Annotated in this window: 15 protein-coding genes; 12 read left to right on the top strand and 3 right to left on the bottom strand. The window is 68.6% G+C overall.

Annotation, left to right across the window (positions count from 1 at the left end; translation table 11 throughout):
* Positions 1 to 21: 21 nt before the first annotated feature.
* The gene (locus tag ACWPXK_RS32225; protein WP_454199939.1) at positions 22 to 681 is read right to left on the bottom strand and encodes an NADPH-dependent F420 reductase; all 660 of its coding nucleotides are present in this window, start codon (positions 679 to 681) and stop codon (positions 22 to 24) included.
* A gap of 93 nt (positions 682 to 774) precedes the next feature.
* Between ACWPXK_RS32225 and ACWPXK_RS32220 the strand changes: the two genes are divergently transcribed.
* The 3 genes from ACWPXK_RS32220 (at position 775) to ACWPXK_RS32210 (ending at position 3,403) form a co-directional block, all read left to right on the top strand.
* Positions 775 to 1,179: a winged helix-turn-helix transcriptional regulator gene (locus ACWPXK_RS32220; RefSeq protein ID WP_454199938.1), complete on the top strand. Its 405-nt coding sequence runs from the start codon at positions 775 to 777 to the stop codon at positions 1,177 to 1,179.
* A 302-nt stretch (positions 1,180 to 1,481) separates the two neighbouring features.
* On the top strand, positions 1,482 to 2,717 hold the full coding sequence (locus tag ACWPXK_RS32215) for a sensor histidine kinase (protein WP_454199937.1): 1,236 nt from the start codon (positions 1,482 to 1,484) through the stop codon (positions 2,715 to 2,717).
* Positions 2,714 to 3,403 carry a response regulator transcription factor gene (locus ACWPXK_RS32210; protein ID WP_040783943.1) on the top strand — a complete coding sequence of 230 codons (690 nt, stop codon included), beginning with the start codon at positions 2,714 to 2,716 and terminating at the stop codon, positions 3,401 to 3,403. Before ACWPXK_RS32215 ends, ACWPXK_RS32210 begins: the two co-directional genes overlap by 4 nt.
* Positions 3,404 to 3,609: 206 nt before the next feature.
* Here the strand turns inward: ACWPXK_RS32210 and ACWPXK_RS32205 are convergent, their stop codons facing one another.
* Positions 3,610 to 3,939, bottom strand: coding sequence for a hypothetical protein (locus ACWPXK_RS32205; RefSeq protein ID WP_454199936.1), 330 nt, complete (start codon positions 3,937 to 3,939; stop codon positions 3,610 to 3,612).
* A gap of 99 nt (positions 3,940 to 4,038) precedes the next feature.
* Positions 4,039 to 4,911 (bottom strand): hypothetical protein, encoded by an 873-nt coding sequence (locus ACWPXK_RS32200; RefSeq protein ID WP_454199935.1) that lies wholly within the window; start codon positions 4,909 to 4,911, stop codon positions 4,039 to 4,041.
* A 65-nt stretch (positions 4,912 to 4,976) separates the two neighbouring features.
* Here ACWPXK_RS32200 and ACWPXK_RS32195 point away from each other — a divergent pair, with 65 nt between their 5' ends.
* The 9 genes from ACWPXK_RS32195 (at position 4,977) to ACWPXK_RS32155 (ending at position 13,572) form a co-directional block, all read left to right on the top strand.
* Positions 4,977 to 6,011 (top strand): Ppx/GppA phosphatase family protein, encoded by a 1,035-nt coding sequence (locus tag ACWPXK_RS32195; protein WP_454199934.1) that lies wholly within the window; start codon positions 4,977 to 4,979, stop codon positions 6,009 to 6,011.
* Positions 6,008 to 7,663, top strand: coding sequence for a hypothetical protein (locus ACWPXK_RS32190; protein WP_454199933.1), 1,656 nt, complete (start codon positions 6,008 to 6,010; stop codon positions 7,661 to 7,663). The genes ACWPXK_RS32195 and ACWPXK_RS32190 overlap by 4 nt, the downstream gene beginning before the upstream one ends.
* Positions 7,664 to 7,796: 133 nt before the next feature.
* A complete protein-coding gene (locus tag ACWPXK_RS32185) occupies positions 7,797 to 8,675 on the top strand; it encodes a sugar phosphate isomerase/epimerase family protein (protein WP_454200017.1) in 879 nt (292 codons plus the stop codon).
* Positions 8,676 to 8,776: 101 nt separating this feature from the next.
* On the top strand, positions 8,777 to 9,664 hold the full coding sequence (locus ACWPXK_RS32180; protein ID WP_454199932.1) for a thioesterase family protein: 888 nt from the start codon (positions 8,777 to 8,779) through the stop codon (positions 9,662 to 9,664).
* Positions 9,665 to 9,696: 32 nt separating this feature from the next.
* Positions 9,697 to 10,512, top strand: coding sequence for a pyrroline-5-carboxylate reductase (gene proC, locus ACWPXK_RS32175; protein ID WP_454199931.1), 816 nt, complete (start codon positions 9,697 to 9,699; stop codon positions 10,510 to 10,512).
* Positions 10,513 to 10,675: 163 nt separating this feature from the next.
* Positions 10,676 to 10,960 carry a helix-turn-helix domain-containing protein gene (locus ACWPXK_RS32170; protein WP_454199930.1) on the top strand — a complete coding sequence of 95 codons (285 nt, stop codon included), beginning with the start codon at positions 10,676 to 10,678 and terminating at the stop codon, positions 10,958 to 10,960.
* Positions 10,961 to 11,185: 225 nt separating this feature from the next.
* Entirely contained in the window at positions 11,186 to 11,287 is a 102-nt protein-coding gene (locus tag ACWPXK_RS32165; RefSeq protein WP_003402602.1) for a 30S ribosomal protein bS22, read from the top strand.
* A gap of 207 nt (positions 11,288 to 11,494) precedes the next feature.
* Positions 11,495 to 12,568: an NAD-dependent epimerase/dehydratase family protein gene (locus tag ACWPXK_RS32160; protein WP_454199929.1), complete on the top strand. Its 1,074-nt coding sequence runs from the start codon at positions 11,495 to 11,497 to the stop codon at positions 12,566 to 12,568.
* The gene (locus tag ACWPXK_RS32155; protein WP_454199928.1) at positions 12,565 to 13,572 is read left to right on the top strand and encodes a lysophospholipid acyltransferase family protein; all 1,008 of its coding nucleotides are present in this window, start codon (positions 12,565 to 12,567) and stop codon (positions 13,570 to 13,572) included. Before ACWPXK_RS32160 ends, ACWPXK_RS32155 begins: the two co-directional genes overlap by 4 nt.
* The last annotated feature ends 244 nt before the right edge of the window (positions 13,573 to 13,816 follow it).

The raw sequence follows: 13,816 nt of genomic DNA, 5'->3' as shown, positions 1-13,816 counted from the left end.
ACGCTGTGGCAGCGGATCAGGTCAGTCGGCGACGGCGAACGCCGCCTCCAGCGGCGGGAACATCGCGCGGGCATCGTGTCCGGCGAACCAAAGGCCAACGGTGAACACCGACATCGCCTCCAGATACCTGGCGCGGTGCAGCCCACCCGCCGGGATCGCATGCAGCTCGAGGTCTTCCGCAAGCGTCGCGACCAGTCCCACCGCGGTCTCGTCGTCGCCGCAGATCGGTACGGCCAGGCGGCGCCCGTCGAACGTCCGCTCCTGCGACTGCCACACTTCCGCGGCACACAGGTTGAAGGCCTTCACCACATGCGCTCCCGGCGCCTGCGCCGCGATCCGTTCGGCCACAGCGTCTTCCGCGAGCACGAAGGCGGTCGACCCCTCCGGTGCCGCCGCGTCCGGAGCGAAGGCGTTGGTGCAGTCGACCACCGTCCGGCCGACAAGCAGTTCCCGGGTGGCGTGCAGCACTTCCGTCAAAGCGGAGACCGGTAGTGCCAGCACGACGACATCGCCGAACCCGGCGGCCTCGACGATGGTTCCGGCTTGGGCGCCGAGCACGGCGGCGAGCTCCGCCGCGGCGTCGGCGGACCGGGCGCCGATGAGCACTTGGTGACCGGCCTCGGCCCAACCGCCGCCAAGTGCCTTTGCCATCGCACCCGCGCCGATGATTCCGATTCGCATCTGGAACTCCTCACTCGAAAAAGCGTTCGGCACCGACGCTACGAATTCCGATAGGCACCTCAGGGTGCGCAACGTCGGTGGCAAGCTGGAGCGGTGAGCGCAGCCCCGACCGAACCGATCACCGCCGAGCGGGTGGAATTCGCGCCCTACGGCGATTTCGAATCCGACTGCCCGGCCCGGATGGGTGTGGACATCTTCGGCAACTCCTGGTTGCCGGTGATCGTGTACATGCTGCGCGAGGGTCCGATGCGCCCCGGCGACCTGCGCGCGGCCATCGGCGGGATCAGCCAGAAGATGCTGACCCAGACCCTGCGCCGCATGGAACAGATGACGCTGGTGCGCCGCCACCGCTACGCCGAGGCCCCGCCGCGAGTCGAATACGAACTGACCGAGGCCGGCGAAGACCTGCTGACCCCGATCTACGCCCTCGGCGACTGGGTGGACAAACACGGCCGAGCGGTGAACGAGGCACTGGCCGAAGCCACCGAAGACGACTGATTGTGCCGAACTTGGTGACGCCGCGACTGACTGCGATCCTCCAACTGACTGCGACGCAACGTGACGACTGATTTCGTGAGCACATGGGTAACTCCCCGGGTACGCCCAAGACCCGAGCGGCACCCAAGGCAGGACCTGAACGCAAGTCCCCCGTCACCCGACTAGTACGGCCTGAAGACCCGGAGAGGCGGGGGAGAACAGCGCGTAAACGCGCGGCTAACGGGGTTGTAAGGTGCTATGACCTGCGCGAAACATCATGTACCCGGAGTTGGCCGAACGGTCGGCGACCGTACGATTCAAGTGTGAGTGTTCCCCAGGCCGTGCTCTTGGCAGTCGTCGCGGCTGTCGTCGGCCTGGCAGTCGGCGGGCTACTGATCCCGTATGTGAATGCCAGGCAGGCCGCCCGCAGGCAGGCCGAGTCCGGTCTCACCATGTCGCAGGTCCTCGACCTGATCGTGCTCGCCTCCGAAAGCGGCATCGCCGTAGTCGACGAATACCGCGACGTAGTGCTGGTCAACCCGCGTGCGGAGGAACTCGGCCTGGTCCGCAACCGTCTGCTCGACGAGCGTGCCTGGGCCGCGGTGGAGAAAGTGCTCGCCACCGGGGAGTCCACCGAGTTCGACCTGACCGCCAAGAACCCGGTTCCCGGCCGTGGGCGCATCGCCGTGCGCGGCGTCGCCAGGCAACTGTCGCGCGAAGAGACCACGTTCACCGTGCTGTTCGCCGACGACGATTCCGAGCAGGCACGCATGGAGGCCACCCGGCGCGACTTCGTCGCCAACGTCAGCCATGAGCTCAAGACTCCGGTCGGCGCGATGAGCCTGCTGGCCGAGGCCCTGCTGGAATCGGCGGAGGACCCGGAGGCCGTGCGCCACTTCGGTCAGCGCGTGCTCGGCGAATCGCGCAGGCTCGGCAAGATGGTGACCGAACTCATCGCGCTCTCGCGCCTCCAAGGCGCGGAGAAACTGCCCGAGCTGGAAGTGGTGGACGTGGACACCGTGGTGATGCAGGCGGTCGACCGCTCGCGCACCGCCGCCGAGGCCGCCGGCATCACGGTCAGCACCGACCGGCCGAGCGGTCTCGAGGTGCTCGGCGATGAAACCCTGCTGGTCACCGCCCTGTCCAATCTGGTGGAGAACGCCATCGCGTACTCGCCGCCCGGCTCGCACGTGTCGGTGAGCCGCTCGCTGCGCGGCGATCACGTCGCGATGGCGGTCACCGACCGCGGCATCGGCATCGCCAAGGAAGACCAAGAGCGGGTGTTCGAACGATTCTTCCGGTCCGACAAGGCGCGTTCCCGCGCCACCGGCGGAACCGGGCTCGGCCTGGCTATCGTCAAACACGTGGCCGCCAACCACAACGGGGAAATCACCCTGTGGAGCAAGTTGGGCACCGGATCGACGTTCACCTTGCGGATACCCGCCCACCACGAAGCAGGCGCCGACGATGATCACGACGGCACTGTGGTGAGCACGATAGAAACAAGCCCGCGTCCCTCGGGTCCGGGCCGACCGAATGGTGTGGAGGCACGCAGATGACGAGTGTTCTAATCGTCGAGGATGAGGAGTCGCTGGCCGATCCGCTCGCGTTCCTGCTGCGCAAGGAGGGTTTCGAGGTCACCGTGGTCGGTGACGGGCCATCCGCGCTCGCCGAATTCGACCGGTCCGGGGCGGACATCGTCCTGCTCGATCTCATGCTGCCCGGCATGAGCGGCACGGACGTGTGCAAGCAGCTGCGCACCCGCAGTGGCGTCCCGGTGATCATGGTCACCGCGCGCGACAGCGAAATCGATAAGGTGGTCGGCCTGGAACTCGGCGCCGACGACTACGTCACCAAGCCGTATTCCGCGCGTGAACTCATCGCGCGCATCCGCGCGGTGCTGCGCCGCGGCGCGGGTGACGAGCTGGACGGTTCCAGTGAGAGCGGCGTGCTGGAGGCCGGTCCGGTCCGGATGGATGTCGACCGGCACACCGTCATGGTGAACGGCAAGCCGGTCACATTGCCGCTGAAGGAATTCGACCTGCTCGAATACCTGCTGCGCAATTCCGGCCGGGTGCTCACCCGCGGTCAGCTGATCGACCGCGTATGGGGCGCCGACTATGTCGGCGACACCAAGACCCTGGACGTGCACGTCAAGCGGTTGCGCTCGAAGATCGAGGCCGACCCGGCCAAGCCGGAGCACCTGGTCACCGTCCGCGGCCTCGGCTACAAACTCGAGGCGTAAGCACGGAGGCGTAAGCACAAAGCCGAGGCCCTTCCGGTCTCACACCATCGGCGACGCCCCATGTGCTCACGAAACGCAACAACTGATTTCGTGAGCACATGGGTAACTCGTCGGGCACGCCCAGAACCCGAGTGGCACTCAACGCAGGACCTGAACGCAAATCCCGCGCCACCTGACTAGTACGGCCTAAAGACGCGGAGAGGCGGTTACGGGAAGTAGATCCAAGTGGTGCCGAGCGGGGTCTCTGTCTTCCGCAGGGTGATCCAGCCCAGATCGTCTTCCTGCATGCAGTCGTAGAGGTCGGCGGTGTTGGTGCCGCGGCAGGCGATGGTGTGCGAGGTGCCGTACGGGCTCGCGATCAGGAGCTTGCCCGCGGCCTTGGCGTTGACCGCGGCCGGATCGGTGGCTGCCACGAACTCCGAGGTGAAGTCGTAGAACTTGTGCGGGTCGCCGTTCGGCTCCGCGTGGGCTACTCCGGTCAGCGAGAGGGCGGCGCCCAGCGCGATGGTCGCCATGGTGAGAACTTTCTTCGACATAGCGGCACATCAAACCCCATTCGGGTGAAGCTCGCATGGCGAGGGAGTGAATCCGTCGCGCGTACCGGCGCACCGAGCAGGCGCTCGGTCAGCAAACGATCAGGCGGGCGGACGGGTGGAATCGCACATTCGCTCGGCATGCACGGTGGCCGGGTGCACGGCGATCAGGCCGAGGCCTTCCCGGCGCTTGCAGTGTCTGGCCAGCTCCTCGTAGGCGGGCGCGCCGATCAGCTCGGTCAGCTCCGGCGCGTAGGTCTGCCAGACCGGCCTGCTGCCGACGTGGGCGTCGGGGGAGCCGGAGCAGTACCAGTCCAGGTCGGCTCCGCCCGGACCCCAGCCGCGGCGGTCGTACTCGGTGATCACGGTGCGCAGGATCTGCACGCCGTCCGGGCGGTCCACCCAGTCCTGGGTGCGCCGGATGGGCAGCTGCCAGCACACATCCGGCTTCACCTCGAGCGGTTCGATGCCGCGGCGCAGCGCCATGGTGTGCAGTGCGCAGCCGACGCCGCCCGCGAAGCCGGGACGGTTCAGGAAGATGCACGCGCCGTCGAACCGGCGGGTGCGCAGCGCGGGCTCGTCGTCCAGTTCGTCGAGCTCCAGATAGCCGTTCTTGGTGACCTTGCCTTCGGCGTTGGTGGCCTCGTCCCGCAGCTGCCAATCCTGCGGTGTGAGCATTTTCACAGCGCGCTGCAGTCGCTTGCGGTCGTCCTCATCGGAGAGGAAGGCGCCGTGCGAGCAGCAACCGTCATCCGGCCGGTCGGCCAGAATGCCCTGACAGGCGGGTGTGCCGAACACGCACGTCCACTTCGACAGCAGCCACGTCAAATCGGCGACGATCAGGTGCTCGTCGTTTGCCGGATCGACGAACTCGATCCATTCCCGGGGAAAGTCGAGATCGACTTCGGGAGCCGGGTCGATCTTCCTCGCTGGTCGGGACCGGGTCGGGCTGCTCGCGGATGCGCCTACCGTCACGAATTAGGACGCTAACAGTTCGATCGCCTGGGCTGAAGTGCCGCGGCACCCAGTACCGTGTTCATGTGCGGCTTGGGGTACTCGACGTCGGAAGCAATACCGTTCACCTGCTGGTGGTGGACGCGCATCGTGGCGGTCACCCTCTGCCCATGAGCTCGACGAAAGCAACCTTGCGGCTGTCGGAGAACATCGACGAAGCGGGCCGCATCACCGAGGCGGGCGCGCGGCGGCTGATCGACACCGTCGCCGAATTCGCCAGCATCGCCGAGACGTCCCGATGCGTGGAGCTGATGCCGTTCGCCACCTCGGCGCTGCGCGAGGCGACCAACTCCGACGAGGTTCTCGCCGAGGTGCGCGCGTCGACCGGCGTCGACCTGCAGGTGCTCTCCGGTGTCGACGAGGCGCGGTTGACTTTTCTCGCGGTGCGCCGGTGGTACGGCTGGAGCGCCGGACGCATTCTGAATCTGGACATCGGTGGCGGGTCGCTGGAGATGACCAACGGCGGCGACGAGGAACCGGACGTCGCGTTGTCGCTGCAACTGGGCGCAGGCCGCTTGACGAGGGAATGGCTGCGCGAGGATCCGCCGGGCAAGCGCCGGGTGGCCGTGCTGCGCGACTGGCTCGACGCCGAGCTGGTGGTTCCGGCGAAAAAGCTGCTCGACCAGGGTAAACCCGACCTCGCCGTCGGCACGTCGAAGACGTTTCGATCACTGGCCAGACTGACCGGGGCGGCTCCTTCCGCCGCGGGCCCACGGGCGCGCCGTACACTGACCAGCTCAGGTCTGCGCCAACTGATTGCGTTCATCTCGCGGATGACGGCGTCGGACCGTGCAGAATTGGAAGGCGTAAGTTCCGATCGGTCACAGCAATTGGTGGCTGGCGCACTGGTCGCGGAGGCGAGTATGCGGGCACTGTCGCTGGATACGTTGGAGATTTGTCCGTGGGCGCTGCGCGAAGGACTCATCCTGCGCAAACTGGATACCGATATGAATGGTGGACCCGAAGCAATCTACTCGGCGGGCCCGGCGGCCGCGGATGGTAAGCCGGCGCCCGGCGGTGGTGCGCCGCTGTCGGGCCCGATCGGGACGGTGTCGTCATGAGTGAGGATTCCAAACAGCTGTCGGTCGCGGAGCTGCTGGCACGCAACGGCCAGCAGGGGGGAGCGTCGTCCGGCGGAGGCAGGCGCCGCCGTAACGGCCGCGGCATCTCCGTCGCCGAGCTGACCGGTGACCTGCCGGTCATCCGGGAGGGGGGCGGCCATTCCGCGCATGCCGCGCCCGATTCCGTCGCGGAGGAGCCCGCGTACGCGCCGCCCTCGTTCGACCCGCCCGCGCCCGAGCCGGTTTCCTACGCCCCGGAACCCGAGCCCGATCCGTCGGCGTACTCGCCCATCTCGGGCCCGATTTCGATGTACGACCCGCTGGCCGGCTATGCCCAGCCGGATGCGCCGCGGGCCGACGAGCCGTCCCGGGCGGACTATCCGAGCCCCGGTTGGTCGAGCAGGGTGATGCCCGGCCGCGAGATGCCCTCCGCCACGCGGCACAGCACGCCTTTCGATCCACTCTCGTCGGATACTCCGGTGTCCGAACTGTTTTCGGCCGCGCCCGGTCCGTACACGCCGGACCCGCTGTCCAGCGGTGCCGTGCCGGAGGCGCCGCCGCGCTCCGGGCGCAGGCGCAGACGGGAGGAGCCGGAGGAGGAAGCCACCGAGGTACGCGGCTGGCACGACATGCGGCCCGAGCCGTCCGGCCGGGACGTGCTGCCCGACCATGGGGCCGCCGAATTCGGCCGCAGCCGCCACACGGACTTCGACGAGCCCGGCTTCGGCCGGTCGCACGGGTTTCCCGAGCACAACGGTGTCCAGGGCGGCCGCGCGGCCAGGCGCAGAGCGGCGGAGGCGGCCGAGGAACTCGGGCCCGCCACCGCGGCCTGGTCCCCGGCCACGGGCGGCTTCGCACCCGAGTCGGAGCCGCTGCCACTGCCCGACGCGCGACCGAAGCCGGGGCGGCCGCTTCCCCCCGACCCGCAGCCGGAGGCGCACCGAAGAGGGTCGCGGAGCAACGCCGTGGCAGAGAACGGCGTTCCGGCCTGGTCCGCCCGCCGCCACAAGGCTCAGGACCCGGCCCGCGACGCGGCGCCGGAGTCCGGCGGCATCCCGGCCGCCGCGTGGTCGCTGGCCAGCCAGGACCAGCAATTGGTCTCCGGGCAGACGGTCGCGGGTGACCTGCTGCGTGACGGCATGGAGCGGGCAGAGCGCGCCGGAACGGACCGGGGCAGGCGCGGCGCGCGCGGTGCCGCTCGCTCCGCCGTCGACGTCGGGGAGCTGGACGGCGCCACCGATGTCTACGAGCCGATAGACCTGGACACCGAGGACGACGAGGCCGAAGCCGCCGAGCGGCCTCGGACGGCGCTCCGCGGACGGACGGCACTCCGCGAACGCGCCACGTCGCCGCGCCGATCGCGGGCGGCTGATAAGGCGGAGTACGACGACAACCGGCGCCAGTGGATGATCCTGGGCGGCCAGAGCACCGGCGCGGCAGTCGCGGGAATGCTGCTGTTCAAGGGTTTCGAGCGCATGTGGGAGATGCTGCCCTGGGTGGCACTGGCCCTGGCGATGATCGTGATTCTCGGCTTGGTGGCTCTCGTGCGGATTCTGCGCAGGACCGACGACATCCTCAGCACTGTGATCGCCGTCGTCGTGGGCATCTTCGTCACGTTGGGGCCACTAGCCTTTCTCCTCAGCACGAACTGAGTAGGGAGCGGCCGTGGGGAATATCGGGCAGGCGGGCGAGAACGGGACGCGGCAGGCGCCCGAGGCGGACTCGTGGACCGGGGCGGGCTCGTCGGATGAGCCCGGCGCCGCGCCTCGGCCCACGCCGATCCAGGTGGGCCTGTCCACGGCGTCGGTGTACCCGCAGAATGCCGAGGCCGCGTTCCGCTACGCGGCCGAACTGGGCTACGACGGCGTCGAACTGATGGTCTGGGCCGAACCGGCCAGCCAGAGCATCGCCACCGTGCAGACCTACTCCCGCCGATACGGTGTCCCGGTGCTGGCGCTGCACGCGCCCTGCCTGCTGATCTCGCAGCGGGTGTGGGGCTCGGATCCGATCGCGAAGCTCGAGCGCAGTGTGTACACCGCGGAGGCGCTCGGCGCGCGCACCGTAGTGGTGCACCCGCCGTTCCGCTGGCAGCGTCGCTACGCGGCAGGGTTCGCCGCGCAGGTGGCCGAGCTGGAGGAGAACAGCCCGGTCATCGTCGCGGTGGAGAACATGTTCCCGATGCGGGCGGACACGCTGTTCGGCAGGCGCGAAGGCGCGGTAAAACGGTTGACCCGGCGCGGCGGGCCCGGTCCGGCGCTCACCGCGTTCAGCCCGTCCTACGACCCGACCGACACCGGTTTCCGGCACTACACCCTGGACCTGTCGCACACCGCGACCGCGGGCACCGATCCGCTGGCCCTGGCCGCCCGCATGGGTCCCGGCCTGGCCCACCTGCACTTGGCCGACGGCCGCGGCGCCGCCCACGACGAGCACTTGGTTCCCGGCGAGGGCACCCAGCCGTGTGTCGAGCTCTGCGCGAGTCTGGTCCGCACCGGCTTCACCGGCCAAGTGGTGGCGGAGATCAACACGCAGAACGCCCGCACCACCCAGGACCGGGCCGCCATGCTGCACCGCACGCTGGCGTTCGCGCGCAGGCACCTGGACGTGTCCGCCGCCTCCGCGCCTACCGGGGCCAACCGAGCCTCGGCCGAGCCGCCGATGTGACGATCGTCCCAACCCCCGACACGGAGAAATTCCCGTCCGGACACTGCGTTGTACGCTGTACGAACGCCGCTCGGCGGCATCGAAGGACGACAGGAGTGAGGATGACGACGGAGCTGACGGCCGATCTCGGCCCGGCTGCCACGACCGACGCGCCGTTCAGCCGGGTGTGCGCGCTGACCGAACTGGCGCCTTCCGCCTCGGACACCGCCCGCTACCTCGGCGTCATCGACGAGATCTGGACTATCGGACCGAAGGTGCACGGCGGGACGATGGTCGCGGCCAGCGCGGCGGCGGCGACCAACTGGCTGCGTGCCACCGATCCGGCCCTGGTCGGCATGGCTCCGATCGCCGCGAGCTCCGACTTTCTCGGCGCGCCCAACCCCGGCGAGGTGGAGTACGAGGTTCGTATCCGCAAGATCGGCCGCCAGATCTGCCTGGCCGACACCGAGCTGATCCAGGACGGCCGCGTCCTGGTGCGCACGGCCCTGACCTTCAGCCGATTGGACGACGCCGACTCGATCTACGCGCCGCAGCACGCCGACATGCCGGTGCGGCCGCCTGCCGACGCGATCGGCTACGAGCCCGGCTCCCCGATGGGCGAGGTGGTGCACGTCGGCCAGGGTGCCGACATCTACCTGGACCGGGAGTGGGCCCGCTTCCTGGAGGGCGAGCAGGGCGAACCGCGCCTGCGGTTGTGGATGCGTCCGCGGCCGGGTGACGAGCAGGATCCCGACGTCGCCATGTTCTTCGCGATGATGACCGCCGACATGAGCCCGCCGGTGCCGGTGAACCTCGGTCACTTCGGCTGGGCGCCCACCGTGCAGATGACCACCTACCTGCGTCGCAGGCCCGCGCCCGGCTGGCTGCGGATCATCGCGACCACGCACGAGGTCGGCGAGCGGATGTTCGACGAGGACCAGTTGGTGCTCGACTCGACCGGGGCCGTCGTCGCGCAGAGTCGGCAGCTGGCGCTCGTTCCCCAGCGCTGAGTGCGCGGGCTCGCCGTCTAGCCTTGACACCCATGACGAGAATTGCGGTGATCGGCGGCGGCCGCATCGGTGAGGCGTTGGTCGCCGGGTTGCTGGAGTCCGGGCGACTGACCAAGGAACTGGTCGTCGTGGAGACGCATCGGGAACGGGCCGATCTGATCGCCGATCGTCTCGGCGTCCGGGTCACCGACGACGTGGCCGATGCGGCCGTCGGCGCGGATCTGCTGGTGATCGCGGTGAAGCCGGGCGACGTGGACGCGGTGCTCGCCTCGCTGGGGAAGGCCGAAGTGGGCGACCGGGATCAGGTGCTGGTCTCGTTGGCTGCCGGTGTGCCGACCACCCGGTTGGAAGGCAAGTTGCCCGCCGGATTCCCGGTGGTCCGGGTGATGCCGAATACACCGATGCTGGTGGGTCAGGGCATGAGCGTGATCGCCCCCGGTCGCTACGCGCGCGAGGGCCATCTGGAGCTGGTGACCGAGATGCTCGCCGCGGTCGGCAAGGTGGTGACCGTCGCGGAGAGCCAGATGGACGCGGTCACCGCCGTGTCCGGATCGGGGCCCGCGTATTTCTTCCTGGTCGTCGAGGCCATGGTGGACGCGGGCGTCGGGCTCGGACTGACCCGGGATGTCGCCACCCGGCTCGTGGTGCAGACCATGGTCGGCTCGGCCGCGCTGCTGGATGAATCCGGCCAGACCGCCGCGGAACTGCGCGCCGCGGTCACCTCGCCCGCGGGCACCACCGCGGCCGCGATGCGCGAGTTGGAGCGCGGCGGACTGCGCTCGTCCTTCCTGGAGGCGCTGTTCGCGGCCAAGCAACGGTCAGCCGAACAGGGCGCGTCAGCGGAATGACCGGTCTGTTTCCGATCGGAAAACCCGATTTCTCACTCCCGTCGCAGTAACACCACTGGTCCCGCTAAGCTTCAAGGAGCACGTGCGTGTCTGTTCCGCCGGTGGGGAAGCCGGCGGCGCGGACGTGCCGGAGGTCAATGGTGCAATGATGTCTTCAAATAAGATGTCTGCAAGTTCCGGAGCGTCCGGCGGCTCCGGTCCTTCAGGCGGTCGGGGGAATTCCCGGGCACAACGTGAGACCGCGTCGCAGGGGCAATCCGTGCTCGGCGGCGGCACTCAATTTCTCACCGTCGCCGAAGTGGCGAATCTGATGCGGGTGTCCAAGATGACGGTGTACCGGCTGGTGCACTCGGGCGAGTTGCCCGCCGTGCGCGTCGGTCGATCGTTCCGCGTGCACGCCAAGGCGGTGCACGACTATCTGGAAACCTCTTATTTCGACGCTGGATGAGGCGGTTTCGGGACCACGGGGGCGGGCCGGTACGATAGCTCTTCGGTTCGTGTTCGCCCGCCGGTGGCATCGCTGTCGATTGCCTCGTGGTCTCCGGCGGCGCGGACACGGGGCGTGAGCTTGCCGAGCGACCCGGCTCGTCGGCCGGGGCCTCGGCGGACAGGCGTCCGGCAATCGCGCACGGCGAGCGTGCGCGCCGAGTAGAGAGAACGCGAGGACAACCCTATGGGTTCTGTGATCAAGAAGCGCCGCAAGCGCATGTCGAAGAAGAAGCACCGCAAGCTGCTTCGCCGCACGCGTGTTCAGCGGCGCAAACTCGGCAAGTAAGCGTCGCTGCGCGGTAGCTGCGAAGGCCCGTCACCAATAGGTGACGGGCCTTTCGTTTGAAAGTTGAAATTTTGGAATCGCCATTTGTATCACGTGACTGAAGTCATCGTTAGATCCTGGTTAATACTCTCGGTGAGCGGGTAGGCACCCGCTACGCTAGGACCGGGAATAAACACAAGACGGCTGGCCGATGGGAAGCGGGTGCCGGTGGGTTCTGAGGGTCGGGAAGGACACACACCGAAGGTCGTGCTGGTCACCGGGGCCAGCCGGTTCTTCGGCGGCACGGTTGTCGCACGGCTCGCCCAGGATCCCCGCATCGAGCGCATTCTCGCCGTCGACACGATGACACCCGGTCGAGAGTTGCAGCGGCGCATGGGCCGCGCCGAATTCGTGCGCGCCGACATTCGGAACCCGTTGATCCGTAAGGTGATCGATGGTGGCGAAGTGGACACCGTGGTGCACACCGCGGTGCTGGCTCGTCCACCGGCGGGCGGCGGTCGCGCGGTAATGAAGGATCTGAACGTCCTCGGCGCGATGCAGCTGTTCGCGGTGTGCCAGAAGGCGTCATCCGTGCGCCGGGTGGTGTTGCGGTCCTCGTCGGCGGTGTACGGGTGCAGCGCGAAGGACCCGGCGAAATTCAGCGAGGAAATGAGCGCGCGCACACCGCCACGGGGTGGGTTCGCGCGCGACCTTATCGATATCGAAGGTTATGTTCGCGGGCTGGCCCGGCGGCGCCCCGATATCGCCACGTCAATTCTGCGATTCGCCCCGATCGTCGGCCCCCGGCTGGCCGCCCGCGGCGTGCAATATCTGCGTTCGCCGGTGACCCCCACCGTATTCGGCCGGGACGCCAGGATGCAGCTGTTGCACGAGGAGGACGCGGTGGCCGCGTTGACTCTCGCGGCGCGCACCGCGGCGAGCGGCACGTACAACATCGCGGGCGACGGCGCGCTGTCGCTGTCGCAAGCGGTTCGGCGGGCGGGCCGGATCGAGTTGCCGGTGCCCTTCACGGTGTTCCGCACCGCGGGGCGCCTGCTGATGGGCCCGGTAATGCGGGAGTTCACCACTGAACAGCTCGACTATTTCCACTTCGGTTGTGGCCTGGACACCACGCGGATGCGCACCGAACTCGGGTTCGAGCCGCGCTGGACGACGGTACAGGCGTTCGACGACTTCATCGGGGGCGCAGCGTTGCGGCCCGTGGTCGATCCAGCATGGATCGACGCCGCAGAACACAAACTGCTCGGCCTGCTCGGGGCCGGTACGGGAGCACACCAATGAGTGACGTAGCGAAGGTCATCCAACTCCACGACCTCCAGATAGAGGCGCGCCAGCGGCCAGGGCCGCGACGGCTGTCGGCTCCCAGCCCGGTGACGTCGCTGATCGAGCGGCGCGCCGCGGTGGCGCCGCCCGCGCCGCGGTCGGTGTCGGAAATGGTGCGCGGCGCACTCGGCAGGCAGGTCAGCAAGACCGCCGATTTCGCGCGCCGCAGGCTCACCGGCGATTACCAGGTCGACGAGTTCGGCCTCGACGAGCACCTGCTCGAGTCGGTCATCCTGCCCGCGCTGCGCCCGCTGTCGGAGCTGTGGTTCCGGGTGGAGGTCAGCGGGATGGAGAACATCCCGGAAGCCGGTGGCGCGCTGATCGTGGCCAACCACGCGGGCACCGTGCCGCTGGACGGCCTGATGCTGCAGCTGGCCGTGCACGACCGGCACCCCAAGCAGCGTGCGCTGCGCCTGCTCGCCGCCGACCTGATCTTCGAGCTGCCGGTCCTCGGCGTCCTGGCCCGCAAGGCCGGGCACACGCTCGCCTGCCGCGAGGACGCCGAGCGCCTGCTGCGCTCCGGCGACCTGACCGGCGTGTTCCCGGAAGGCTTCAAAGGCGTCGGCAAGCAGTACACCGACCGCTACAAGCTACAGCGCTTCGGCCGCGGCGGTTTCGTCGCCGCGGCGGTGCGTACCGGCGCGCCGATCATCCCGTGCTCCATCGTCGGTTCCGAGGAGATCTACCCGAAGCTGGCCGATGTCAAGCCGCTGGCCCGGCTGCTCGGGCTGCCCTACTTCCCGGTGACGCCGCTGTTCCCGCACCTCGGCGTGCTCGGCGCGGTGCCGCTGCCGTCGAAGTGGTACATCGAGTTCGGCACTCCCATCCCGACCACGGCCTACGAGCCGGAGGCGGCCGACGACCCGATGACCATGTTCGAGATCACCGACCAGGTGCGCGAGACCATCCAGCAGACGCTCTACAAGCTGCTCACCAAGCGCCGCAACGTTTTCACGGGGTGAGCTGTGTCTAATTTGCAGTGCCTGCGGCACTGCGTGTTCGCGGCCCCCTTATGGCTCGCGACTGAGCGAGCGCCACTGGCGACTGCGTCGCGGACGCGGCGGCCGCTCGGACGCGAGCCGGGCCGCGAACAGACAATGCTCGGTCTCGCTGCGGTCGCAAAAGGGGGGTGGGGCGGGGAGGTGCGGGGGGGGGGGGGCGGGCCGTCTCTTTTACACATTTCCGCGCCCCCGAGACCTCTCTTCC

This window comes from Nocardia sp. Marseille-Q1738, from assembly GCF_965283145.1.
The sequence above is the reverse complement of the archived record's forward strand: the minus strand, read 5'-3'. Positions and strand labels throughout refer to the sequence as shown.